This window comes from Nocardia sp. NPDC051929 (genome assembly GCF_044548645.1).
GTDB classification, from domain to species: domain Bacteria; phylum Actinomycetota; class Actinomycetes; order Mycobacteriales; family Mycobacteriaceae; genus Nocardia; species Nocardia sichangensis.
The window spans coordinates 107,526-132,372 of sequence record NZ_JBIUCG010000008.1; the positions used below are offsets into that span (position 1 = coordinate 107,526).

Genomic DNA, 24,847 nt, shown 5'->3' on the forward strand with positions numbered 1-24,847 from the left:
CTCAGCTCACCTTTTCCGTGCCGGAGGTAGCGACCAGCACCGCGCGCAGGAAGTCGGCGGCGCGGGCGAGAGCCTGGTCGGCTTCGGGCACCACCATGGGAAGGGCCTGGAAGACATGCAGTTGTCCCGGCCAGATCTCGAGTTCGCAGCTGCCGCCCGCGCGCCGGACCATTTCGCACAGCGCCTCTGCGTCGGCGCCGAGCATCTCCGTGCCGCCGACCTGCACCAGGATCGGCGGCAGCGCGAGACCGTGCGGGATGGCCAGCCGCAGGCGCGCCGCGTCGGCGGCGTGGCCGCTGGTGTAGGCCGCGGGCAGCTTGCTCGCGGCGGCGGCCGAGATCAGCGGATCGGTCCGGACGCGTTCCCGCTCGGCCGCCAGGCTCAGGGTGAGGTCGAGCAGCGGGGAGAACATCGCCACGGCCGCGGGCTGCGGCCGTCGGTGCCGTCCGTTCTCGACCAGCAGGTCGAGTGCGAGATGCCCACCCGCGGAGTCGCATGCGATCACCAGGTCTTCCGGGGCGATGCCACGGCCGAGCAGCCAGCGGTAGCCCGCTTCGACGTCGTCGGCCGCGGCCGGGAACCGGTGTTCGGGCGCCAGACGATAGTCGGAGAGGAAGACCGGGAGTCCCGTCTCGGCCGACAGCCGGGCCGCGAGCCCGCGATGGGTGCGAGCCGAGCAGATCACGTAGCCGCTGCCGTGGATGTAGTAGACGGCCCGCGTTCCGAACGGCACCCCCGCCGCCCGAACCCATTCACCGCGCACCGCGCCCGACCGGACCTGAGTGACGGAAGTGCCTGCCGGAACCGGACCGCCGACGGCCATCAGGGTGGCGATGAGCTTACGCGCGAACCAGACACCCGGCGGATTCATCGGAACCGCGCAGTTCAGCGGACGCAGGGTGAGCCTGGTAGCTGCCGCGGCCACAGTGGCGCGTGCCGAGGGCGCGGTGGGAACACCGGGGACCGAGGTCCTCGTCGACCTTGTCATGCGCTAAGAATCAGTGATGAATGTGCCAGTTGTCAATGGCACATTTCTAGAAGGCTGATGTGCGTGCCGGTTACCGTGACGTATGGCGACGTTGGATGACGACGACATAGCGGCGGCGACGGTCGGCGACTTGCGGCCCTACGCGGCCGGGGTGATGCTCGAGGAATACAACCCGGCGTGGCCGGTTCCCCCTCTCGCGGCCAAGGCGGTCATCGACGTCCTGCTGCTTGTTCCGGATGCCGCCGCCGAAGTCGCCTATCTATCAGCCCTCGAGGCTGCCGGGTATGAGCTGCGTATCCGGCAACCGGACTGGTACCAGCATCGCTGTTTCGTTCGTCGGGTGGACAGCGGTGCGCGGTGGAACGTGAATCTGCATGTGCTCTCGCCGGAATCGGGAGGGCCCGAGATCGAGCGGATCCTGGCCTTCCGCGACTGGTTGCGCACGCACGAGGACGATCGTGCGTATTACGAACGGACCAAACGCGAACTGACGCAGCGCGAATGGAAGTTCGTGCAGCACTACGCCAACGCCAAGAGCGGAGTTGTCGAGGAAATCCTCGGTCGAGCGTTGTTCGGCTGACACACTCGAATGTTGTTGCGCGCGAAGTGCCTTCGTCAGTACCCGAGCGCGGGATCGATCGGTGCGAGCAGCGGGCGGCGTTCGACGAAGCGCTCGACGTTCGCCTGGACGTGGTCGGCGAAGGCCGCCAAGCGGAGTTGGGGCGGATTCGAATCATGCGGGGTGATAATGGCATTCGGCAGCGACCAGAGCGGATGGCCCGCCGGGAGCGGCTCGGGGTCGGTGACGTCGAGTCCGGCGCCGCCGATCGCGCCGGAGCGCAGCGCGTCGACCAGTGCGTCGGTGTCGACGAGGCTGCCGCGCGCGACGTTGACGATCCAGGAGGACGGCTTGAGCCGCGCGAGTACGTCCGCGCCGATGAGATGCCTGGTGGCGGGCGTGGCGGGCGCGGCGACCACCACGTGATCGGTGTGCGGCCAGACCCGGCCGAGGTGCTCGGCGGAGATCGTCTCGACCGACGGCGGGATGCCTGCGCCGGTGACCGGCCGTCCGCTGCGGTTCACCGCGATGATGTGCGCGCCGAGCGGCACCAGCATCGGGATCAGCGCACGGCCGATGCCGCCCGCGCCGACGATCGTGACGGTCTTGCCGCGCAGCGTGCCGACGTGCGGAAAGAAGTCCTGCTGCCGCCAGTCCGCCGCGCGCAAGTGCTCGGGCAGGTAGCGGACGCCCGCGAGCAGCAGCATGAGCGCGTGCTCGGCCACACTGGCCGCGAAAGCGCCTGCGGCTGAGGTGAATCGCACACCGGGATGCCTGGCGATGACGCCCGCGGTGAACCATTCCTCGATACCGGCGGCCGGGAGCTGCACCCATTCCACGCCTGCGGGCAGTCGCTCCGGGAACTCGCCCGGGCCGCCGACCCAGATCAGCCCTTGCGCCTCGTCGAGATCGGAGACGGCGGCGCCCGCCTCCACCACGGCCTTCTCCACCAGGGTGGGGGCAGGATCGGCGGGGGCGATCGCGATCGTTACTGCCGGCCGGTTCATGGTTGGACCTCCTTCGGAGCAGTAGGACGTGGTCGCGAGCGGGTGGACGTTGCGACCGTAGCACCGCCGGGCGCGGCGCTAGGCCCCGCTCTGCTCGTCGTCGAGCTCCACGTCCACCTTGTCCCGCTCGGCCCACTCCAGGAGAGGATCCAGGTGGAACACCGCGTCATCCATGCCCGCGTGCAGATCGCCGAGTTCGGCGAAGCGAGCGGGGACGGAGGACATGGTGAAGTCGCGCGGATCGATGTCGGGAATCTCGTCCCAGCGTACCGGGGTGGAGACCGTCGCGGCGGGGACGCCGCGCACCGAGTAGGCGGCGGCGATGGTGTGATCGCGCGCGTTCTGGTTGTAGTCGACGAACAGCAGCTTCGGGTCGCGATCGCGCCGCCACCACGTGGTGGTCACGTCATCGGGTGCGCGGCGCTCGACCTCGCGGGCGAACGCCAGCGCCGCCCGGCGCACCTCCTGGAAACCCCAGTGCGGCGCGATCCGGACGTACACGTGCAGGCCGTTGCCGCCGGAGGTCTTCGGCCATCCGACGGCGCCGATCTCGTCGAGGATCTCTTGCACCACCGTCGCGACCCGCTGCACCCGCGACCACGGGCAGTCCGGCATCGGGTCGAGGTCGATGCGCCACTCGTCCGGACGCTCGGTATCGGCGGCGCGGGAATTCCACGGATGGAACTCGACGGTCGACATCTGCACCGCCCAGATGACGTCGGCGAGCTTCTCGACGCACAACTCGTCGGCGTGCCGTCCATAGCGCGGAAAGTACACCCGCACAGTCGGAATCCAGTCCGGCGCGCCCGCGGGAAGCCGCTTCTGATGCACCTTGTCGCCCGCGAGTCCTTTGGGGAACCGGTGCAGCATGCAGGGCCTGCCGCGCAACGCGTTGACGATGCCGTCCCCGACGCTCAGGTAGTACCGCACCAAGTCGAGCTTGGTCGCGCCGGACTCCGGGAAGTAGACGCGGTCGGGGTTGGAGACTTTGAGCGTGTGATCGCCGACCTCTAGCTCGATCGCCGACCCGGTGGATTTGCTGGCCACGGGTCGACTGTAGTGGCCGAGCCGAAGGAAATCCGCGCACGATCGCGCGCCGCCGCGACGGATGTCCCGTACCGGTCCGCGGCGCTGCACCGCTCTGGTATGCATACGGGTATGAGCAAGGCGACGCGCGTGACCGTCACGCTGGATCCACAGGTGGCCGAGTGGGCCAGAGCGGCCGCCGATCGCCAGAACCGCAGCCTGTCGGCGGTGATCAACGCCGCGCTGCGCACCACGCTCGTGCACGACAGCCTGACCGCGTTGACCATCGACGAGGAAGCCGAACTGGCCGCCGCCTACGACGACGTGGCGATCACCCAGGCCGCCGCCGACGACGACGCCGACGGCGCCGCATGAGACGCGGTGAGGTCTGGCGCTACGCCCCGACTCTCAGCGACGGCACCCCCTTCCCGCGGCGCATGACAGTGGTGCTGGTGTCCGATTCGGCGGTGATCACTTCGCGCTATCGCTGGTTGCAAGTCGTTCCACTGCGCGACGCCGACCCGGGCCACGTGCTGGCCACCCACACCGAGCACGGCTGGGCCGACACCCTGAAACTGCACCGCGCCTACCGGCCCTGGCTCACCGAACACCTCGGCGTGCTCTCCTTGGAGGAAACGGAATCCCTGGACGCGCGCTTGCGGGCGACGTTGAGTCTGTGACTTCGGCGGACGGGGCACGGGGACGGCGGTGCGGGCAGAATGCCGGGATGAGATCTCCGGGTGACGACGAGTCGCTGATCCTGGGGCTGATCAACGAGTTCTGGGTGGCGGTGGAGCGCGGGATCCCTCGTGAGATGGCCGCGTTGATGTGCGCCGAGGAAGCCGAGCAGTTCTTGGACAATGTGCCCGATCCCGACTATGACGAGCCGTCTGGTGAGCCGATCGGTGAGCCTACTTTCGAGGTTTCGGGCCTCCGCCTCTTCGGAGATGTCGCCTTCGCGCGAATCGTTCATGCACCGGACAACGTCGCTACTCTCTTTTTCCGGTACGAAACCGGGAGATGGACGGTATGCGCGGACGCTGATGAGGATCTGTCGTTGGAGCAGCTCGAGGACGACGTGTGGCCCACGATGCCTGCGGATGCGAGCGGTCTGATGCGTACTGTGCATGAGCTGCGGCGCAAGCCGATCGGGCGTCTGACCGACGAAGATGTTCGTCGTCTTCTGCAGCAGAACGAAGGCGTCGATGTCCTACTGCCGCGTGTGTTACACCAGTTGCAATGGAATCCACTGGCCGGAGGCGACCTTTTTCCTGGTGACCTGCTGGTCGCGACGCTGCGAGTCGGCCAGGAACATTGGAGGCGGGACCCGGTCGCGGTCACTCGCATACGAATCGTCATCGACAAGGTCCGTGACCTGGGTGATTTGACCGAACACGGTGCACCGCACGAAGAGATCTGGCACCGCATCACAGATTTTCTGACCGATCCGCCCGGCAACGACTAGCAGCTACGGTCCAGGACGTTCAGCGGGGCGAAGCCTACGAACCGGCGTTGCAGGCGTGCCGGATGGATGCCGGTGGAGCGGTTCGACGGCGTGCGGCTTCTTCGTTGGGCAGAAGACCCGCACGCGTTCGCTGGGTGTCGTCGTTATGTCGGTGTGGCCAAGGCGAAGGGGAGGATGGCGGCGGCGCCGGCTGCTCGGAGGGCGTGGGCGGCGACGGTGAAGGTCCAGCCGGTGTCGGTGATGGCGTCCACCAGCAAGATCGGGCCCGGTACTCGGGTCAGGTCGGGGATCTCCCAGGAATCGAAGAGTCCGGCGACGCGATGCGCGGAGTTCGCCGCCGAGACGGGCGGTCGGTCCGGGCGGGTGCGCAGCGTGCCGAGGTCGTGCAGGCGGCCGACTTCGGCGAGGCGGGCGGCGAGGGTGGCGGTGAGCACGGGGTGGCGTGGCGATTCCAGGGCGAGCACCGAGGTCGGGCGGGCGGCCCAATCCCACTCGCGCAGAACGGCGACGCAGGCGTCGAAGACCGCGTCGGGAACCGGGTCGTCGGGGCCGTCGAGCAGCGCGCGCAGTCGCTGCCCCCAGCCGAGGTCGGTCAGCCTGCCGAGAACACGACCGGTCTCGGCTCCGCCGGATATCTTGCCGGACAAAGGGATTCCCAGCTTGGCCATACCGGTGGGCCACTGCTTGCGCGGCGCGAGATCGAGGCCGGGACGATCGAGCCGGGCCTTGGTCGCGGCCACCGCGTCGGCGGCGACAGTGCGGTCGGGGCGGTGGCCGGTGCAGTTGTCGCAGCGGCCGCAGCCGGGCGAATCCGTGGACAAACCCGGGTCGTCGAGCTGGCGGCGCAGGAATTCCATGCGGCAACCGGCGGTCGATTGATAGTCGATCATGGCCTGCTGCTCGGCCTCGCGGGCGATGGACAGGCGCTCGTACCGTTCGGTCTCATAGGTCCACGGCCGGCCCGTGGCGATCCAGCCGCCGCGCACGCGGCGCACCGCGCCGTCCACGTCGAGCACCTTCAACACCATCTCCAGCCGGGAGCGGTTCAACTCCACCAGCGGTTCCAACGCCGCGGTGGACAACGCCCGGTCGGATTCCAGCGCGTCGAGCACGGCACGCACGATGTGCTCGCGGGGAAAGGCGACGGAGGCGAAGTAGCTCCAGATCCGCGCGTCCTCGGGGCCGGGAAGCAGGATCACCTCGGCCCGGTCGGTGCCCCGCCCCGCGCGTCCCACTTGCTGGTAGTAGGCGATGGGCGAGGACGGCGCACCGATGTGCACCACGAATCCCAGATCGGGTTTGTCGAAGCCCATGCCGAGCGCGGAGGTGGCGATGAGCGCCTTCACCTCGTTGTTCAACAGCGCCGCTTCGAGCGCCTCGCGTTCGGCCGGGTCGGTCTGGCCCGTATAGGCGGCGACGGTGTGGCCGTGTGAGTTCAGCACGTCGGCCAGATCGTGCGCGGCGGCGACGGTGAGCGTGTAGACGATGCCGGAGCCGGGCAGCCGGTCGAGGTGCCCGCCGAGCCAGGCGGTGCGCTCCACGGCATCGTCGAAGCGGACCACCGACAGGTGCAGCGACTCGCGATCCAGCGTGCCGCGCAGCACCAGGGTGTCGGTGCCGATCTGGGTGGCGACATCGGTGACCACCCGGTCGTTGGCCGTCGCGGTGGTGGCGAGCACCGGGACGTCCGAGCCCAGGTCGGCGATCAGCGTCCGGATGCGCCGGTAGTCCGGCCGGAAGTCGTGGCCCCAGTCCGACACACAGTGCGCTTCATCGATCACCACCAGCCCGGCGTCGGCCGCGAGCCGGGGCAACACCTGATCCCGGAAATCCGGATTGTTCAATCGCTCCGGGCTGACCAGCAGCACGTCGACCGCACCGGCGGCGACCTGTGCGTGGATCTCGTCCCACTCGGTGACATTGCCCGAGTTGATGGTCGCGGCGACCACTCCCGCGCGCTGTGCCGCCGCGACCTGGTTGCGCATCAGCGCGAGCAGCGGCGACACGATCACCGTGGGCCCGCGCCCGGCCCTGCGCAGCAGCTTGGCGGCGATGAAGTACACCGCCGACTTGCCCCAGCCGGTGCGCTGCACGACCAGCGCCCTGCGCCGCCGTACGACGAGCGCTTCGATCGCGGTCCACTGATCCTCCCGCAGCGCGGCGCCCGCCCCGGCCAGCTCGCGCAGCAGCTGTTCGGCGTGCTCGCGCAGGTCGGGGGCCGTGAGGTCGATCGGAGACGCGTCGGTGGCCGTGGTCATGCGGTCCATCGTGCCCGACGCCACCGACAGGCGGCGTCGGGGCGCCGGTGTGGCGATCGGTCAGCCGCGCGCGGCGCCTTCCGGCCACACGATCTCCACGGGCACGGCACTCGCCGTGGCGGGTGCGCATCCTCGACGTGAGGGCGTGATCAGGCGGATCGCGCGGTGGCGGCCGCCAACTCGGCCAGCCGGGCACGGACCAGATCCGGACGTTCCTCGAGAATGAAGTGGCCGCAGCCCCGCACCGGTTCCAGGCGGTAGTCGTCGGCACGCGCGGTCTCCTCGGCGGCGAGCGAAGGATGGACCGCCGCGTCCTCGACTCCGAACAGGGTGCGGATCGGAATCTTCGCTCGACGTCGTTCGCCGTGTCCGGCCGAGCGCGGAACTTCGCGCAGCAGGAAAGTGCGGTAGGTGTCGGTCGCCGTGCGGGCACAGACGGGGTCGCGGAAACGGTCCGCGTAGACGCGAATCGCCTCGGGTCCGAACTTCTCGCGATCGCGTACGGCGCCGGCGAAGACGAGGTCCAGAAAGCGGGTGCGCTGGTGCAGGTAGGTGCCGAACGCCGCGACGGCGGGTTGATAGAGCAGGAACCGCCACGCGTGCGGGAGGAAAGTGCGCGGTGTCTGCCACGGGTGGGCGATGTTGAGCGCCAGCAGCGCGTCGAATCGCTCCGGCTCGCGCAGCACGAGCAGGTGGGCGATGTAACCGCCCCAGTCGTGGCCGACCAGCAGCACGCGCTTCAGGCCGAGCGCGTCCAGCAATGCGAGCAGGTCGGAGGCGACTTCGTCCTTGGCCCACCGGTGCGGCGCGGGACCGGACCAGCCGTAGCCGGGTAGGTCGGGCGCGATGATCCGCAGTCCGTCCGGCGGGTCGGCGAGCAGGTGACGATAGGCGTAATGATGCTCGGGCCAGCCGTGCAAGGCCAACACGGGGCGGCCATCCGTCGGTCCCGCCTCGGTGACGTGGAAACGCACCCCGCGAGCGGTGACATAGGAACGCCGCACGCCGGGGATCTCCGGCGGGCCGGCCGCCGCGTCCGCAGGAGCGGGTGAGAAGAACGAGGGCCGCCAGGGCATATCCGATGGTATCCAGTACGCCGCCGAGACATCCAGAGCGAAACAGCTCCCGGCGATGGACAATGAAGCCCTGAATCCCCGGTAGGGGGACCGGGGAGGAGGCAGCGGTGTCGAGCCACATTCAGCCGCCCGCGGGGTGGGCTCCGCCGGGCGCCGAGTTCCGGACCAGCAACAATGTCTCGCGCACTGTGACGGGCACGCTCGTCGGCCTGTCGGTGACGCCCATCGGGATCGGCCTGGCCGCTCATGGCGGGCTCGGCACCCGGCAGTGGGTGATCCTCGGGGACGAGGGCGACCGCTGGAGCTCGAACGCCCAGATGATCGGTGGTGCGTTGCTGTTGTTCCTGGTGGCGCTGCTGGCCGCGTACTCACCCGTCGGCACTGTGATAGCGGGCCTGGTGTGGGGTCTGCTGCCGGGCGCGGTGCAGTTGTTCTTCCCTCACGACCTCTGGCGTCTGATCGAGCAGACGCCGGGGCTGTCGGAGGAATGGCGCCTGGCCCTCTACAACTGGGTGCTGAACGGATGGGGGCTGGTGCTCGGCCTGTTGCTCATCGGAGCCGGGCTCGCCGCCACCTTGCGGCGGTGCTGACCGCGGCCGCACGCCGGGCGAGTCGGTCCGCCCGGCGCGCAGCCGACGTTCAGCCCTTGACGCAGAGCACCTGGTGCAGCGTCGCGACCACGTCGACCAGGTCCCGTTGTGCCTCGATGACCTCATCGATGTCCTTGTACGCGGCCGGGATCTCGTCCACCACGCCCGCGTCCTTGCGCGACTCGACGCCCTCGGTCTGGGCGATGAGGTCGGCCACGGTGAACTGCCTCTTGGCCGCGTTGCGGCTCATCCGCCGTCCCGCGCCGTGCGAGGCGGACTGGAAAGAAGCCGGGTTCCCCTTGCCGCGTACGACATACGAGCGGGTGCCCATCGAGCCGGGGATCAGCGCGAGATCGCCTTCCCCCGCGCGCACGGCCCCCTTGCGGGTGACCAGCATGGGCACGCCGTCGATGATCTCCTCCGCCACATAATTGTGGTGACAGTTTCCGGTAAGGATGTTTCCCTCGAGAGCGAAGGAGTGTGTCTCTTCCACAACAGCGCAGAAGACCTCTGCTACCTCCGTAGTGGGCCTCACCGAGCGAACTGTCCATCCGCGTCGCTCGACAGCGCTCCTATTAGCAGCCCACAGCGAGCGGTGCTTCGCATGGATAAAGAACTCAGGCGTGACGTCACTGCGCGAGATGCCCATTACGAACACGTCGGACTCGCACCGGCCGAACCCTTCGCGAGTCTTCCTCCGTATCGGGAGGGTCCAGATGCCGAGTACATCGCAGGCAGTCTTGAAGAATTCGAGATGCTCGCGATTCGCGGACCGGATGGCCGGGCGGCCGGTCTTACCGACCTCTCCGTCTGCCGCGAAGTAGCCCGCGAGCCAGCCGTACAGATCGGAACGTGATCCGTCGAGTGGCGGATACTCGCGCTTCCACTCGCGCGGAAGTCCGCCTAACCGCTTGTACGCTTTTACGTTGTAGCCCTGCTTTCGAAGTTGCGCGACCTCGTTCAACTTCACGTAGGTCTTCCGCGATGGGTCGTCCGAGTACAGGTAATAGTAGGTTCGTACGCGCTCGAGGTTGTCGTAGTAGGGCAGTAGTGCCATGTCTTTCGACCCATAGAAGATGGCATTAGCCAGCGCGTCACCAGCGATGCTGCCATCGCCGAACACGAAGCCGCGGGCGATGCCTTCCCGAGACGGTTGGAGGTCATCCGGGCGCTTCGGGAAGACGTAGGCCAGGCGATCTCCGACGCGGAGTCCCGAAGTGATTGCCTCGGTGCGGTTATGTGCGACCTTCGGTCGAAGAAGCCAGCGATGCTCAGCTGTCGCGCGAATGGTGCGCTCTTGTCCGTAGCGCCCAACGACCAGCTCCCAGAGTGGTTGATGACCGAAGGACATGATGGGCGCCTTCACCCACTCGCCGCCCTCCGTGAGCAAGGTATGCATGCCACCCGCGAGCTCCGAGATAGGGCGGCAACCTTGTTCCGTCATCACCGAGGTCTCCCCGGCGAAGCAGCTTATCGGCTGCTCGAAACGCACTCTGCGATCGGCGAATTCGGCGGCGACCGCACGGCAGACCAGGGCGAGCATCACCGCGCGGTTGCGCGCCGCGTACTCCTGCGCCCAGGTGAGGTCGCGCCGGTACGCCCGCATCTCCGGCGTGCCGGAGACGAAGACCGCCAGGTCGCGGTCGGGCAGATCGACGTTGTGCGGCAGCGTGCGCGCGATCGAGATGTGCCGCTCGGCGAGTTCCTTGCCGATGTTGCGGCTGCCGGAGTGCAACAGGATCCACACCCGGTCGTCCTGGTCCAGGCAGACCTCGATGAAGTGGTTGCCGCCGCCGAGCGTGCCCATCTGCTTGTGCGCCTTCGACTCTCGTGCCTGAACCCGGCTGTCCAGCGCGCCGAACGAACCCCAGAACCGGTCCCAGCCCGCGCGCAGCGCCGCCGTGCTCGCGCCGAGGCCCGCGACCTGGCCGCCGAGCCGGGTGACATCGACGGCGTCGTGATGCGCCTGGAAGCCGACCGGCACCGCCGCCTCGATGCGCGACCGCAGCGAACGCAGGTTGTCGGGCAGATCCGCCGCGGTGAGATCGGTGCGCACGCTCTCCATGCCGCACCCGATGTCCACGCCGACCGCGGCGGGGGCCACCGCGTCCTTCATCGCGATCACCGAGCCGACCGTGGCCCCCTTGCCGAGGTGCACGTCCGGCATCACGCGGACGCCGTGGACCCATTTCAGCGCGGCGATGTTGCGCAGCTGCTGGAGCGCGGCCTGCTCGACCTCGTGCTCGTCGGCCCACATCAGCGTCTGCGCCTTGGTGCCGCGCAGCTCGACGGGAAACATGGTGTCGATCCTTCCGTTGGTTATGCCATCAACGGTAGGTACCGAGGACACCCGGCGCACCCGAATATTCGACCGCCCGGAATGCTGGCGGTCAGCCGGCCGCCTGCTCGAACCGTGCGCGATAGACGCGCTCGGCGTTCCCGTGGGCGATGGCGCTGACCAGGGCTTCGGCGTCGGCGGTGGTGATCGCGTCGTCGGCGAGCCACTCGTCGACGAGCTTGCCGAGACCGCGCCGCCAGAGCAGGGCGCCCAGGTAGTGCAACTCTGGGAGCCCGTAGCCGTCGGAGGAGTAACACAGCGCCCGGAACGGAGCCAGCTCCAGCGTCTCGGCCAGCACGGCCCCGGCCCGCTGTCCCACATAAGGGATGGTCAGGCCCAGATCCAGATGGACGTGCTCGAAGACGTGCGCGAGGTAAGCGGCATGGCGATGGAAGGGCCAGCAGTGCAGCAACATCACCGACAGCCCGGTGCCCGCGGTCCGGCGCAGGAAGTCGGTGAGCAGCAGCGGGTCGCCGTGCCGCAGGCGCAGGTCCGGGTCACCGAATCCGGTGTGGAATTGCAGCGGAAGACCTAGTTCGGCGCCGATGCGCGCGCCGAGGCCGACCAGCCAGCCGAGGACGTCCGGATCGGTGAGCCGGTGCTCGGGCGCGAAACTGGTCGGCGGGTGATCCCGCGGCGGGAAGTCCAGACCGCACCGGTAGGCCACGATCGTCTTCAACCCGACGGCGCCGACCGCCCGAGCGCGCAGCTCCTCCTCGATCCGCTCGTACACCCCGGACACCGCGCCGACCTGCGCGACGACTTGCTCGGCCACTTGCTCCAGCCGCACCACCTCGCGCACCTCCCCGCCGGCCAGCTCGATGAAATCCGCTGTTCCACCACCGATTCCGGTGTCCAGAAACCATCGGGTCACCCCGGTGGCGCGCAGCAGCCGGGCGGACACCTCGCGCGCGCCGAGCCGGGCGCGATGACGCAGGTAGACGTCCGGGCCGACGTGGGCGGGCAGATCGAGCGCGGGGGCACACCAGCGGCGCACGGCGAGCCCGATCGCGGAATCGAAACTGCCGCGCGCGCCTTCCCCGAGCAAGCGCTCGAAGCCGGGCCGATCCAGGTTCTCGGTGTACACCCCGTGGCAGTGGTGGTCGGTGAGCCGGACACCGTCGGTGAGCATGTCAGAACCGCCAGCGGGTCAGGGCGACCAGCTCGTCGGCGCTCGCGGCGGCGTACCGCTCGGCCTCCGCGCGGCGCACGGTGAGCATCGAGTCGTGTAGTTCGACGCCCATGGCGTCGGCGAGCACCGTGGACGCGGCGAGGTGGTCGGCGGCTTCGGACGGGGTGGTCGGCAGGCGGCGCACATTCGATACCATGCGTGCCTCGGCGTCGAAAGTCGCTGGATCACCGGTGATTTCGACCGGAAGGCGCAACTGTTCGGCGACACCGGCGAGCCCAGCGGCGATCACCGACCCGACGATCAGGTACGGATTGCCGGTCGCGTCGAAACATTTGATCTCGGCGTTGGCCGCCCACGCCTCGGTGCCGCGCACCCCGGTGACGAACCGTAGCGCGGCCTCTCTGGTCTCGTGGCCCCAGCACTGCCAGACTCCCGCCCAGCGCGACGGCTCCGACCGCAGGAAGCTCGCCGGATTGCCCGCGCCGACCGCGACCAGCGCGGGCAGTTCGCGCAGCACTCCCGCCAGGAACGCCTCGCCGGTCCGCCGCATGCCGTGCGGGCCGTCGCCGTCCGCGAACAGCGGTCCGTCCTCGTCGGTCACCGACAGGTGCAGGTGCGCTCCGGAACCGGCGCCGCCCGGTTCGATGCACGGGGCGAGCAGCGCCCGCCTGCCGTGCCGCGCGCTCACCTGCCGGATCGTGTGCCGGACCAGCACGGCCTCGTCGGCGGCGGTGACCGGCTCGGACGGTTCGACCGACAACTCCAGTTGCGCGAGGGCGTATTCGGGATGGAACTGGGCGACGGTGACGCCTTGGCGCTCGAGTGCGGCGACCAGGTCGGCGGCGTAGTCGGCCACCTGCCCGAGCCGCACCAGTCCGTAGGCGGGGCCGTGGATCGCGGGTGTGAAGTCGTCGGTGTCGTCGGCGCGGCCCACCGCCCATTCGGTCTCGAACGCCATGGACAACCGCAGTCCGGCGGCCTGCGCCGCAGCCGTCTGGCGTGCCGCGAAGTGGCGCTGGCAAGCGGCGAAGCGGGTGCCGTCCTGGGTGTATTTGTCCGTGGGCGCCCACGCCCAGCCGGGCTGGCAGGCCAGTTCGGTGAGCATGCTCAGATCGGGGACGAGTCGCAGGTCGCCGTCGGGCCCGCCGAGATAGCGCCCGATCGCCATCAGGTCGTCGAAGGCGAAGGTCTCGAAGCACGGCGACACTCCGACGCCGTACCGGGACGCTCGGTCCAGCCGCTGGCTGGGGACGGTTTTCACGCGCGTGATGCCCGCGTTGTCCACGAAGCTCAGCGCGACCATGGCCGCGTCCAGCCGCTCGATCGGCGCGGTGTCGCCCTCGGCGGGGATGCGATCCGGCGTGGTGGCCATGCGCATCACGATATCGGCTCGGGCGCAGCGGGAGCCGCCGCGGCGCGAGTCGTCACTCCGCGGCGAGGGCTGCGGTGATCTCCTCGCGGGCCGGGATCGAACTGCTCGCGCCCAACCGGGTCGTAGCCAGCGCCCCGGCCGCGCAAGCCCAGGTCAGCGCCCATTCCGGCCCCCGATGCCAGGCTGCGGCCAGCGCACCGGTGAAGGCGTCGCCCGCGCCGGTGGTGTCGACGACATCGACCCGCGGGCTGGGCTGGGACAGGCGGGCGCCGTCCGGTCCGCGATAGTCCGCGCCCGCCGCCCCGCGGGTGACGACCACGTGCGCGACGGTGTCCAGGTCCGCGCCCAGTTGCTCGGCCTCGCCGGAATTCACCACGGCGACATCGATATTCGTCCAAAGATCGGCGGGCAGCGGACGGGCGGGCGATGGGTTCACCAGCACGGTGGTGTCGTGCGCGCGGGCGTGGCGGGCCGCGGCGGCGATCGTTTCGACCGGAATCTCCAGCTGGCACAACAAGATATCGGCGGCCGCGATCGCCGCCAGGTCGTCCTCGGTCAGCTCGGTCATCCGCGTGTTGGCGCCTCCGACGACGATGATGCTGTTCTCGCCGTCGTCGTCCACCACGATCGTGGCGATGCCGCTCGGCCCGGCGACCGTGCGCAGCCGGTCGGTGAACACCGCGGCGTCCGTGAGCGCCGCGCGCAGTTCACCGGCGAAGACGTCGTCGCCGACCGCCCCGAGGAAGCTGACCTCGCCGCCCGCCCGCCGCGCAGCGATCGCCTGATTCGCGCCTTTCCCGCCGGGCACCATGGCGAAGCCGTTGCCGAGGACCGTCTCACCGGGGACCGGTCTGCGTGCGGTCGTAGTGATCAGGTCCATGTTGACGCTGCCGAGCACCACGATCGCGGGAGCGTCCGATTCGACCGTCATATCGCCGGACGGTAGTCGCCCGGCCCGGGTCGCGCACGTGACCGCGCCCGCGTCGCAGCGGGTGGAATCGGCGGTGTACCCGGTGCGTAGGCTGTACCCATGACGGTAGGAACGACCACCCAGCCTGATGTTCGCGAGGTAGTGCACGAGGCCGCGCGCAAGGCCAGGGTCGCGTCGCGAGCCCTCGCCCCGCTGACGACGGCGCGGAAGAACGACGCCCTGCACGCCGCCGCCGACGCGCTGCTGGCCGCCGCCGATCGGGTGCTGGCCGCCAATGCCGAGGACATCGCCGCGGCGCGGGCCGCGGGCACCGAGGAGTCACTGCTGGACCGGCTGCGGCTGACCGAGCCCCGCATCGACGGCATCGCCTCCGGGTTGCGTCAGGTGGCGGGACTGCCCGATCCGGTGGGTGTGGTGGTGCGCGGCTCGACGCTGCCGAACGGCTTGGAGATCCGGCAGGTGCGAGTGCCGCTCGGCGTGGTCGGCATGGTGTACGAGGCCAGGCCGAACGTCACCGTCGACGCGTTCGGGCTCGCGCTCAAGTCCGGTAACGCCGCCCTGCTGCGCGGCTCATCCTCGGCGGCCCGCTCCAACGCCGCGCTCGTCGCGGTGCTGCGCGAATCGCTTGCCGCGCAAGACATCCCGGCCGACGCCGTGCAGTTGCTGCCGAGTGAGGACCGTTCCAGCGTCACGCATCTGATCCAGGCCCGCGGCCTGGTCGACGTGGTCATTCCGCGCGGCGGCGCCGGGTTGATCAACGCCGTCGTGCGTGACGCGCAGGTGCCGACCATCGAGACCGGTACCGGCAACTGCCACGTCTACGTGCACGCCGCCGCCGACCTGGACATGGCCGAGCGGATCCTGATCAACGCCAAGACCCGCCGTCCCAGCGTGTGCAACGCCGCCGAGACCGTGCTGATCGACGCCGGGATCGCGGACACGGCGCTGCCCCGGCTCTCCGAAGCGCTGGAGCGTTCCGGCGTCACCATCCACGGCGACCTGCCCGGCCAGGTTCCGGCCACCGAGGCCGACTGGGGCGAGGAATACCTCACCCTGGACATCGCGCTCAAAGTGGTCGACGGCCTGGACGCGGCGGTGGAGCACATCAACACCTGGGGCACCGGCCACACCGAGGCCATCGTCACCGGCGACCTCGCCGCGGCCCGCGAGTTCACCAGCCGGGTCGACGCCGCCGCCGTGATGGTGAACGCCTCCACCGCGTTCACCGACGGCGAGCAGTTCGGCTTCGGCGCCGAGATCGGCATCTCCACCCAGAAGTTGCACGCTCGCGGCCCGATGGCGCTGCCGGAGCTGACCTCCACGAAGTGGATCGTCTGGGGCGAAGGACAGATCCGGCCCGTCTGACCCGCGTGCGCGGCGGCCACGGCCGATGCCGAGTCGGCATCGGCGACGCGCTGCCGTAGCGTGGGGGACGGTTCGGAAGGAAGGTGCCGGGTGGTGTCGGAGAGCGCAGTACAGGAGCCGATCTTCACGTCGGTGGACGACGTGATCGAACGGTTGGCCGGGACGGGCTACCTGGCGGACAAGGCCACCGCCACCTCGGTGTTTCTCGCCGATCGGTTGGGCAAGCCGTTGCTGATCGAAGGACCGGCGGGTGTCGGCAAGACCGAGCTGGCGCGCGCGGTCGCGCAGACCTCGGGCGCCGAGCTGGTGCGATTGCAGTGCTACGAGGGCGTCGACGAGGCCCGCGCGCTGTACGAGTGGAACCACGCCAAGCAGATCCTGCGCATCCAGGCCTCCAGCGAGAACGACTGGGAAGAGACGAAGGCCGACGTCTTCACCGAGGAGTTCCTGCTCTCGCGCCCGCTGCTGACCGCGATCCGGCGCACCGATCCCACGGTGCTGCTGATCGACGAGACCGACAAGGCCGACGTCGAGATCGAGGGCCTGCTGCTCGAGGTGCTCAGCGACTTCGCGGTGACGGTACCGGAACTGGGCACGATCACCGCCAGCCGCAAACCGTTCGTGGTGCTCACCTCGAACGCCACCCGCGAGCTGTCCGAGGCGCTCAAGCGTCGCTGCCTGTACCTGCATCTGGATTTCCCGGACGAGGAGCTGGAGCGGCGCATCCTGGCCAGCCGGGTGCCCGAACTGTCGGCGGCCGTCGCCGCGCAGCTGGTGCGGATCGTGCACGTGCTGCGCGGCATGCAGTTGAAGAAGCTGCCCTCGGTCGCGGAATCGATCGACTGGGGTCGCACGCTGCTGGCGCTCGGCCTGCGGGACCTGGACGACACCACCGTCCGAGCGACGCTCGGTGTGGTCCTCAAACACCAGAGCGACCACCAGCGCGCGCTGGCCGAACTGAAGCTGGCCTGAGCCATGGCGACCGGGCCGGTCCCCGCCGAAGTCGCGGCACTGAGCGCGCCACACGGTATTCCGGGACATCTGGTCGGGTTCGTGGAGGCGCTACGGGCGCGCGGGATACCGGTCGGACCGTCGGAGACGGTGGACGCGGGCCGCGTGGTGACCGTGCTCGACCTGATGGACCGTGAGGTCCTGCGGGAGGGGCTGGCGTGCGCGTTGTTGCGGCGCACCACCCACCGCGCGACCTTCGACGGGCTGTTCGACCTGTGGTTCCCCGTCGCCGTCGGGCAGCGCGCCGTGAGCCAGGACGAGCTGGAGATCCCGCACACGCCCTCGGGAGACGTGGACATCCCGGCGCTGCGCGAACTGCTCGCGGAGTTGCTGGCGCAGGAGTCGGCGACCCAGCAACTGGAGGCGCTGGCCGCGCAGTTGGTCGAGCAACTCGGCCAGTACCAGTCCGCCCGCGGTCCGTCTTTCTCGTCGTACCAGGCGCTGAAAGAGGTGCAGCCGCAGACGTTGCTGGCGAAGATCCTCGCGGGCATGGCCCTCGGGCCGAACACGAGCGAGTTCGACTCCGAGATCGCCCGCCGCGCCGCCCGGCAGCGCATCGCGGGCTTCCGCGCGACCGTCGAGGCCGAGACCAGGCGGCGCGTCGCCGAACGGATCGGACGCGAACGCGTGGCGAGCTACGGAGTCGCCCGGCAAGCCGAGGAGGTCGACTTCCTGCGCGCCTCCGAGGCCGAACTCTCCGAACTCAAGCGCGGTACCCAGCGGTTGGCCCGCATCCTGGCTTCGCGTCTGGCCGCGCGTCGCAGGCACGCCCATCGCGGAGCCATCGACCTTCGCCGCACTCTGCGCGCGTCCTTGTCCACGGGCGGCGTGCCCATCGACCTGGTGAACCGCAAGCCGCGACCGGGCCGCCCCGAACTGGTTCTGCTGTGCGATGTGTCGGGCTCGGTGGCCGGCTTCAGCAACTTCACGCTGCTGCTGGTGAGCGCGCTGCGCGAACAGTTCTCCCGGGTGCGCATCTTCGCGTTCGTCGACCAGATCGACGAGGTGACCCGGTTCTTCGATCCGCACACCCAGCTGGACCGGTCGATGACCCGGATCTTCGGTGAGGCGAACGTCGTCGGCCTGGACGGGCACTCCGACTACGGCAACGCGCTGGCCGGGTTCGCCAGGGGCTTCCCGGACGCCGTCACCAGCCGCAGCTCGCTGCTGATCCTCGGCGACGCCCGCACGAACTACCGTGACCCGGAGCTGAACACCCTGCGGTCGCTGGTCGAGGTGGCCAAGCACGCGCACTGGCTCAATCCCGAACCGCGCAACCAGTGGGGTTCCGGCGATTCCGCGGCGGACAAGTACCGCGACGTGATCGAGATGCACGAATGTCGTTCGGCCAAACAACTCACCGCGGTGGTTTCGCGGCTGCTACCGGTGTAGGAGACGGCATGGACGATGCCGCGCTGCTGAGCTACTGCCTGGCCAAGCCGGGCGCCTGGCAGGACGAACCGTGGGAGGGCGACGTCGTCGCCAAGGTCGGCGACAAGATCTTCGCCTTCCTCGGCGCGACATCGGTCGGCCTCAAATGCGGGCGGACCCGCGAGGAGGCCGACGAACTGGTCCGGGTGTACCCGGGGGACGTGGCGGCGTCGGCCTACATCGGGCGGTACGGCTGGAACGTCATCCAGTTCGGCGGCGCGGTCTCGGATAACGAACTCTACGAGCTGGTCGATCTCTCCTACGAGGCTGTCGTGCGCAAGCTGCCGAAGAGCAAGCGCCCGACCGCCTGAAAGGGTTCGTTAAGGGGATCTTTGGCTTGCGCCGACAAGATCGGCGGCCATGGGGAACAGAACGCCGGACGATCCGGTGGCGGTGCACAATAACTATTCGTTTCAGGTCGATTTGCGCGGGATAGTCGATCTGCTTTCTCATCACCTCTATTCGAGTCCGCGGGTCTATCTGCGCGAGCTGTTGCAGAACGCCGTCGACGCGGTCACCGCACGTGTTCGGCTCGATCCGCTGGCTCCCACCGGAATTCGGCTCTCCGTGGACGAGTCCGGGCTGCGGATCAGCGATCCCGGTGTCGGCCTGACCGACGCCGACGTGCACCGGTTCCTCGCCACCATCGGCCGCTCGTCCAAACGCGACGACATCGAAGGCGCGCGACGGGAGTTCCTCGGACAGTTCGGAATCGGGTTGCTGGCCTGTTTCACGGTCGCCGAGACGATCCGGGTCGTCACCCGATCGGCCGCCGACCCGACCGCCTCGCCGGTCGAGTGGCTGGCCCGCGCCGACGGCACCTACTCGGTGCGCTCACTCGATCGAGGCGAGTACGCGCAACCGGGCACGACGGTGTGGCTCACCCCGCGCGGGGGAGCCGGGGAGTGGTTCCGGCCGCAGCGGGTGACCGACCTGGCACGCGAATTCGGGTCGCTGCTGCCCTACGAGGTGACGGTGGAGTCGGACGGTGCTGTGACGACGGTCACCGAAGGCGTTCCGGTCTGGCGCCGCGCGTATCCGTCGGCGCAGCGGCGCAGGGCCGCCCTGCTCGACTACGGTCACCGGACGCTGGGCTTCGTCCCGCTCGACGCCATCGAGCTCGATGCCGGTGCGGCAGGCGTCAGCGGTGTGGCCTATGTCCTGTCCCAGCCGGGCAACCCGTCCGACAGCAGTGCGCATCGGGTGTACCTGAAGGGCATGCTCCTGGGCGACGCGGTGCGCGGCGTGCTGCCGGATTGGGCGTTCTTCGTGCGCTGCGTGCTCGACACCGACACGCTGCGCCCCACCGCGTCGCGGGAGGGCCTCTACGAGGACGAGCGGCTCGCCGTCGTGCGCGAGGTGCTCGGAGACCGGATCCGGGACTGGCTCACCGAGATCGCCGCCGAACAGCCGCAGCGGCTGGCCGCGTTCCTGTCCGTGCACGCACTCGGCGTGAAGGCGATGGCGAGCCATTCCGTCGAACTGCTGCGCATCATGCTGCCCCATCTGCACTTCGAGACCACCGACGGGCGCGTGCCGCTCACCGAGTTCGCCCGCCACCACCGCACCGTCCGGGTGACGGCGACGGTCGAGGAGTTCCGTCAGGTGGCGGCCACCGCCGCCGCGCAGGGCATCGGCGTCGTCAACGGCGGCTACGCCTACGACCGGGAGTTGATCGCGCGGTTGCCGCGGTTGCTGCCCGGCGTCGAAGTGGTCGACCTGGACGTAGACGCGATCGCCGCGGCGCTCGACCCGGTCGACCCAGGCGACGAACTGGCGCTGGCCCCGGTGCTCGAACTGGCGCGATCCGTGCTCGACCCGCTGTCGTGCGACGTCATCGTGCGCGCCTTCCATCCGGTCACGGTGCCCGCGCTCTATCTCGACGGCCGCGCCGCACGCAACGAACGCGCCAGAGCGCAGACGGCCGGGGACGCCGACGACCTGTGGACCGAGATCCTCGGCGCCCTGGCGGTCGCGACACCGCGCGCTCGGCTGGTGCTCAACCACCACAGCCCGATCGTGCGCAGGCTGTCCCGCATCGACGATCCCGGCTTCCGGAAGACGGCGGTGGAATCGCTCTACGGGCAGGCCCTGTTGATGACCCACCGCCCGCTGAGCGCGGCCGACACGGCGCTGCTCAATCGCGCCTTCGGCGAATTCCTCGGCTGGGCCACCCAACGCGCCGCCGACCGCGGTGAAGAGACGGAGTGAGCATGGACGCCGCCGAGATCGGCGCGGCGCTGGCGCAGGTCTACGCGCTACCGCACGGCCGGACGCGCACCGAGCGACTGGAGACCCTGGCCGCGGCCGCGCGAACCGGATCGGATCGCGCGCTGGAAGGCAGGGTGCTGCTGGAGCTCGCGCAGTCGTACACCTACGCGGGCGAACGCGATCTGGTGCCCGTCGCCTACGGCAGGTTGCTGCGGATCTACGACGACCACCCCGCCGAGCTGGGCTCGATGACGCACTCGGTGCACTGGTATCTGAAATGGGTGACCTGGGGCATGGTCGGCAACCCCGCGCTGCCGCTGTCCACGATCGATCGCTGGTTCGACGAACTGGACAGCCGCTACCGGCAGCGCGGCTACAGTCCGCGCCCGGTGCTGGCCCTGCGCTCCGAACTCGCCCGCGAGATCGGTGACGCCGCGGCCGCCGCCGCGTGGCTGGAGCAGGCGATGGCCGCACCGCGCGACAGCATGTCCGACTGCGATGCCTGCGAGCGCGGCGAATGGGGTGTGACGAGCGTGTCTCTCGGTGACGACGAGGGCGGACTCGCGCACTGGAAGCCCGTGCTCGACGGCGAACGGACCTGCGCCGAGGAGCCGCACCGCGTTCTGGCGCAGGCACTGCTCCCGCTGGTGCGCACCGGCCGCGTCGCGGCGGCACGCGGCGCGCACCTGTCCGGGTATCCGCTGGTCCGGCACACCGAGGACCTGCGTCCGTCGGTGGCGTCGCATATGGAATTCTGCGCGCTGACCGGCAACGAGGCACGCGGGCTGGAAATTCTCGCCGAGCACGCGAACTGGCTGGCCGATTCCGGAGCCGACGCGGGCGCGCGCCTGGCCTTCGCCACCGGCGTGTGCGTGCTGCTGCGCAGGCTGGTGGCGCTGCGGCTGGGTGATCTTCCGCTTGCGGAGGGGACGGTGGAATCGGTGCGCGCCCGGTTGGAGGTCGAGATCGGCGCGTTGTGTGCTCGCTACGACGCCCGCAACGGCAACAGCTCGGTCAGCCTGCGCACCGCCGCCCGGCTCGCGGCCGAACCGCTACTGGACCGGTTGCCGCTCGGTTTGCGCAGCACACTGCCGCGCGCCGCGAGCGCGCCGGACAGCGTGCGGGCGGCCGACGACTTCTCCGGCGACCGAGCGACGGAGGTCCGCAGGCTGGCCGAACTCGGTGCCGCCCGGCTCGCCGATACGCCCGAGGAGGCGGAAGCCCACCTGCGGGAAGCGCTGGCGCTCGGTACGCAGGTGCTGGCCGGGGAGGAGGCCGCCCGGCTGGGCGCGCAGCTGGTCATCGCCATCGCGAGCCAGCCGGACCGCGAACTCGATCTGGCCGATGCCGCGGTGCGCGCCGCGGCACGCTGGGAAGGGCTGTCCGAACCGGATGTACTGCATCACACCGTGGTCGCCGCACGCGCGTTCCATCGCGCGGAGCGCCACGGCGAGGCCGTCGCCCTGTTCGAACACGCGCTGCTCAGCGGCGCGATTCCGTATCCGTCCGGCGAACTGGCGGTGGTGCGCGCGCAGTTCGGCCGATCGCTGAACGCACTGAACCGCCACCGCGAGGCCGCGCGGCAGTTCCTGGAGGCGGCACGACTCGTCGAACGCGACCCGGAGCGGACGAAGCTGCACGCCGAGCTGGCGTGGTCGGCCGCCACCGCGCTCGAGTACTGCGGGCAGGACGACGAGGCGGTGGCCGCCTACCAGCGCGCCGCACAGCTGTGGGCCGGGCTGGGCGCGGTGGCGGAGCGGGCGCGTTGCCTGCGGGCGGCGGCCTGGCTGCGCGTGTGCGGCGAAGCCGATCCCGAATCCGGGCTCACCTCTATGCGGACGCTGATCGCCGAGCTGGCCCCGCTGGCGGGCCGGTCGGCCGAGGCGGCGGATGAACTCGCGCGCACCCGCGAGCAGCTGGCCCGGATGCGCGAGATGGGAGACGCCACCGCCTGAGGCGCCGCCGGGCCCGTGTGGCGGGGCATAGTGCGGGCGGGTGTCCCCAGTTCGCCGCCCGCCCCCGCTTACCGGCCCCGTGCGGGCCGCGGGCGACCCGTTAAGCTCGGCAGTCATGCACGAGACAGGTCGGCGCGGCCGCAAGCTCGGGGTGATGGGCGGCACGTTCGACCCCATCCACCACGGGCATCTGGTCGCCGCCAGCGAGGTCGCGCACCGGTTCGACCTGGACGAAGTGATCTTCGTCCCGACCGGGCAGCCCTGGCAGAAATCGCACAAGCAGGTCAGCCCGGCCGAGGATCGGTACCTGATGACCGTCATCGCGACCGCGTCCAACCCACGGTTCTCGGTGAGCCGTGCGGACATCGAGCGCGGCAAGGTCACCTATACCGTCGACACCCTGCGGGAGATGCGATCGGCCCATCCCGGCGCCGAGCTGTACTTCATCACCGGTGCGGACGCGCTGGCCAGCATCCTCACATGGCAGGATTGGGCAGAACTGTTCGAACTGGCGAAGTTCGTCGGGGTGAGCCGTCCGGGGTACGAGCTGAACATCGATCATCTCGAGGAGCATCTGCGGGATCTCCCGCCGGATGCGGTGACCATGGTCGAGGTCCCCGCGCTGGCGATCTCGTCGAGCGAATGCCGTCGCCGCGCCGCCGAGAATCGGCCGGTGTGGTACCTCGTCCCCGACGGCGTGGTGCAGTACATATCGAAGCGGCACCTGTATGTGCCCGGAGCAGCGGAAGGTAGCTGAGCGTGAGCGAGCGCAGCGAAGGTGCGGGCATGAGCGAGCGAACGATCCCCACGGCCGCGAGTGCCGTCCCGCCGAGCGCTCGGGGGGTGCAGGCATGACCGCGTCGACCGAGTCGGTGGAGATCGCGCAGGTCGCCGCGCTGGCCGCCGACGAGAAGCTGGCGTCCGACGTGGTGGTGCTCGATGTGTCGGAGCAGCTGGTGATCACCGACTGCTTCGTGATCGCGTCCGCGCCCAACGAGCGTCAGGTCAACGCCATCGTCGACAACGTGGAGGAGAAGCTCCGCGCGGCCGGGCACAAGCCGGTCCGGCGCGAGGGCACCCGCGAAGGCCGCTGGGCGCTGCTGGACTACGTCGACGTCGTCGTGCACATCCAGCACAACGACGAGCGCAATTTCTATGCGCTGGAACGCCTGTGGAAGGACTGCCCCGTGGTGCCGGTCGCCGGTCTCACCGGGGCCGCGCCGGATTCGCGCGCCGCGGCGACGGAGGACGAGGCGCGATCGTGAGCAGACATGCCGGCGTGCGCACCCTCATCCTGTTGCGCCACGGGCAGACCGAATGGAACGCCACCGACCGCATGCAAGGCCAGATCGACACCGATCTCACCGAACTCGGTCGCAGACAGGCCAAAGAGGCGGCACGCGAACTGGTTTCGCGCAACGCCATCGCTATCCACGCTTCGGATCTGCGCCGTGCCTTCGACACCGCGACGGCTCTGGCCGAACACACCGGGCTCACCGTCGTGCCCGACGTCAGGTTGCGGGAGACCAATCTCGGCGACTGGGAGGGATTGACTCACCTGGAGGTCGACGCCGACTATCCGGGCGCGCGCATGGCGTGGCGGCTGGACGCGCGCTACACCCCGCCCAACGGCGAGAGCAAACTCGAGGTCGGGGCGCGGTCGCTGCCGGTGGTGCAGGAGTTGCTGGTCGAACGGCAGGACTGGCCGGGCCGGACTATCATCCTGGTGGCGCACGGCGGGCTGATCGCCGCCCTCACGGCTGCGCTGCTCGACCTGCCGCCGCAGAACTGGCCGATCCTCGGAGGACTGGCCAATACCAGCTGGGTGCAGCTCAGCAGTCACGGCCCGAGCATCGAACAGCCCGGCTGGCGTCTGGATGTGTGGAACGCAGCGGCGAAGGTAGCACCGGATGTCCTCTGAAGAGCCGATCAGATCGGTCCCGGACGAACTGTTCCGTAAGGTCTCGGCGAAGGCCGAACGGCAGTTGCCCGACGCGTTGTTCGGCGGTCCGCCACCGGCTTCCCGCGAATCCGCGGCTACATCCGACGAAGCTTCCGGCGCGGCAGGCGATTCCGGCGGCGGGTCCGAGTCCGGAGAGGAATCCGACTCGGAGGACGACGGATCCGGTGAC

At 69.7% G+C, this 24,847-nt stretch carries 22 protein-coding genes and 2 pseudogenes; 14 read left to right on the top strand and 10 right to left on the bottom strand.

The window, feature by feature from the left end; translation table 11 throughout:
- Position 1 precedes the first annotated feature (1 nt).
- Entirely contained in the window at positions 2-988 is a 987-nt protein-coding gene (locus ACIHAX_RS12220; RefSeq protein WP_397277277.1) for an alpha/beta hydrolase, read from the bottom strand.
- A gap of 82 nt (positions 989-1,070) precedes the next feature.
- Between ACIHAX_RS12220 and ACIHAX_RS12225 the strand changes: the two genes are divergently transcribed.
- A complete protein-coding gene (locus tag ACIHAX_RS12225) occupies positions 1,071-1,568 on the top strand; it encodes a GrpB family protein (protein WP_364431990.1) in 498 nt (165 codons plus the stop codon).
- Between the two features lie 35 nt (positions 1,569-1,603).
- Here the strand turns inward: ACIHAX_RS12225 and ACIHAX_RS12230 are convergent, their stop codons facing one another.
- Positions 1,604-2,554 (bottom strand): D-isomer specific 2-hydroxyacid dehydrogenase family protein, encoded by a 951-nt coding sequence (locus ACIHAX_RS12230; protein ID WP_356966473.1) that lies wholly within the window; start codon positions 2,552-2,554, stop codon positions 1,604-1,606.
- A 78-nt stretch (positions 2,555-2,632) separates the two neighbouring features.
- Positions 2,633-3,601, bottom strand: a complete 969-nt coding sequence (gene ligD / locus ACIHAX_RS12235) for a non-homologous end-joining DNA ligase (protein ID WP_364431994.1) — start codon at positions 3,599-3,601, stop codon at positions 2,633-2,635.
- 111 nt (positions 3,602-3,712) lie between these two features.
- Here ligD and ACIHAX_RS12240 point away from each other — a divergent pair, with 111 nt between their 5' ends.
- Genes ACIHAX_RS12240 through ACIHAX_RS12250 form a run of 3 tightly spaced genes read left to right on the top strand, consistent with a single transcriptional unit; the run spans position 3,713 to position 5,045 of the window.
- Complete coding sequence (locus tag ACIHAX_RS12240) at positions 3,713-3,955, top strand: hypothetical protein (protein ID WP_356966471.1); 243 nt, start codon at positions 3,713-3,715, stop codon at positions 3,953-3,955.
- Positions 3,952-4,260, top strand: coding sequence for a hypothetical protein (locus tag ACIHAX_RS12245; protein ID WP_355072321.1), 309 nt, complete (start codon positions 3,952-3,954; stop codon positions 4,258-4,260). The genes ACIHAX_RS12240 and ACIHAX_RS12245 overlap by 4 nt, the downstream gene beginning before the upstream one ends.
- Positions 4,261-4,307: 47 nt before the next feature.
- The gene (locus ACIHAX_RS12250) at positions 4,308-5,045 is read left to right on the top strand and encodes a contact-dependent growth inhibition system immunity protein (RefSeq protein WP_364432002.1); all 738 of its coding nucleotides are present in this window, start codon (positions 4,308-4,310) and stop codon (positions 5,043-5,045) included.
- Between the two features lie 143 nt (positions 5,046-5,188).
- Here the strand turns inward: ACIHAX_RS12250 and ACIHAX_RS12255 are convergent, their stop codons facing one another.
- Together ACIHAX_RS12255 and ACIHAX_RS12260 are read right to left on the bottom strand one after the other, a co-directional pair.
- Complete coding sequence (locus ACIHAX_RS12255) at positions 5,189-7,303, bottom strand: RecQ family ATP-dependent DNA helicase (protein ID WP_397277281.1); 2,115 nt, start codon at positions 7,301-7,303, stop codon at positions 5,189-5,191.
- A 149-nt stretch (positions 7,304-7,452) separates the two neighbouring features.
- Positions 7,453-8,379 carry an alpha/beta hydrolase gene (locus ACIHAX_RS12260; RefSeq protein WP_355072327.1) on the bottom strand — a complete coding sequence of 309 codons (927 nt, stop codon included), beginning with the start codon at positions 8,377-8,379 and terminating at the stop codon, positions 7,453-7,455.
- Between the two features lie 107 nt (positions 8,380-8,486).
- Between ACIHAX_RS12260 and ACIHAX_RS12265 the strand changes: the two genes are divergently transcribed.
- Positions 8,487-8,969 (top strand): hypothetical protein, encoded by a 483-nt coding sequence (locus ACIHAX_RS12265; RefSeq protein WP_397277283.1) that lies wholly within the window; start codon positions 8,487-8,489, stop codon positions 8,967-8,969.
- Positions 8,970-9,018: 49 nt separating this feature from the next.
- Here the strand turns inward: ACIHAX_RS12265 and ACIHAX_RS12270 are convergent.
- The 5 genes and pseudogenes from ACIHAX_RS12270 to ACIHAX_RS12290 form a co-directional block, all read right to left on the bottom strand.
- A pseudogene (locus ACIHAX_RS12270) lies at positions 9,019-9,594 on the bottom strand (RtcB family protein); the annotation flags it as partial.
- 804 nt (positions 9,595-10,398) lie between these two features.
- Positions 10,399-11,268: pseudogene (locus tag ACIHAX_RS12275) on the bottom strand (RtcB family protein); the annotation flags it as partial.
- A 91-nt stretch (positions 11,269-11,359) separates the two neighbouring features.
- On the bottom strand, positions 11,360-12,439 hold the full coding sequence (locus ACIHAX_RS12280) for an amidohydrolase family protein (RefSeq protein WP_397277285.1): 1,080 nt from the start codon (positions 12,437-12,439) through the stop codon (positions 11,360-11,362).
- A 1-nt stretch (position 12,440) separates the two neighbouring features.
- Entirely contained in the window at positions 12,441-13,811 is a 1,371-nt protein-coding gene (locus tag ACIHAX_RS12285; RefSeq protein ID WP_397277287.1) for a glutamine synthetase, read from the bottom strand.
- Positions 13,812-13,863: 52 nt separating this feature from the next.
- Positions 13,864-14,742 (bottom strand): ribokinase, encoded by an 879-nt coding sequence (locus ACIHAX_RS12290; RefSeq protein WP_397277289.1) that lies wholly within the window; start codon positions 14,740-14,742, stop codon positions 13,864-13,866.
- Positions 14,743-14,841: 99 nt separating this feature from the next.
- On the opposite strand from ACIHAX_RS12290, the gene ACIHAX_RS12295 reads away from it, so the two are divergent.
- From ACIHAX_RS12295 to ACIHAX_RS12335, 9 genes are all read left to right on the top strand, one after another.
- Positions 14,842-16,107: a glutamate-5-semialdehyde dehydrogenase gene (locus ACIHAX_RS12295; RefSeq protein ID WP_397277291.1), complete on the top strand. Its 1,266-nt coding sequence runs from the start codon at positions 14,842-14,844 to the stop codon at positions 16,105-16,107.
- Between the two features lie 90 nt (positions 16,108-16,197).
- Positions 16,198-17,079: an AAA family ATPase gene (locus ACIHAX_RS12300; protein WP_397277293.1), complete on the top strand. Its 882-nt coding sequence runs from the start codon at positions 16,198-16,200 to the stop codon at positions 17,077-17,079.
- Between the two features lie 3 nt (positions 17,080-17,082).
- Complete coding sequence (locus tag ACIHAX_RS12305) at positions 17,083-18,510, top strand: VWA domain-containing protein (RefSeq protein WP_397277295.1); 1,428 nt, start codon at positions 17,083-17,085, stop codon at positions 18,508-18,510.
- An 8-nt stretch (positions 18,511-18,518) separates the two neighbouring features.
- The gene (locus tag ACIHAX_RS12310) at positions 18,519-18,860 is read left to right on the top strand and encodes an MmcQ/YjbR family DNA-binding protein (protein ID WP_355072343.1); all 342 of its coding nucleotides are present in this window, start codon (positions 18,519-18,521) and stop codon (positions 18,858-18,860) included.
- Positions 18,861-18,909: 49 nt separating this feature from the next.
- Entirely contained in the window at positions 18,910-20,760 is a 1,851-nt protein-coding gene (locus ACIHAX_RS12315; protein WP_397277299.1) for an HSP90 family protein, read from the top strand.
- Between the two features lie 2 nt (positions 20,761-20,762).
- Entirely contained in the window at positions 20,763-22,715 is a 1,953-nt protein-coding gene (locus tag ACIHAX_RS12320; RefSeq protein ID WP_397277301.1) for a hypothetical protein, read from the top strand.
- Positions 22,716-22,830: 115 nt separating this feature from the next.
- Positions 22,831-23,472 carry a nicotinate-nucleotide adenylyltransferase gene (gene nadD, locus ACIHAX_RS12325; RefSeq protein ID WP_355072347.1) on the top strand — a complete coding sequence of 214 codons (642 nt, stop codon included), beginning with the start codon at positions 22,831-22,833 and terminating at the stop codon, positions 23,470-23,472.
- A 94-nt stretch (positions 23,473-23,566) separates the two neighbouring features.
- Positions 23,567-23,980 carry a ribosome silencing factor gene (gene rsfS / locus ACIHAX_RS12330; protein WP_355072349.1) on the top strand — a complete coding sequence of 138 codons (414 nt, stop codon included), beginning with the start codon at positions 23,567-23,569 and terminating at the stop codon, positions 23,978-23,980.
- Positions 23,981-24,051: 71 nt separating this feature from the next.
- Positions 24,052-24,636, top strand: coding sequence for a histidine phosphatase family protein (locus ACIHAX_RS12335; RefSeq protein ID WP_379254761.1), 585 nt, complete (start codon positions 24,052-24,054; stop codon positions 24,634-24,636).
- The last annotated feature ends 211 nt before the right edge of the window (positions 24,637-24,847 follow it).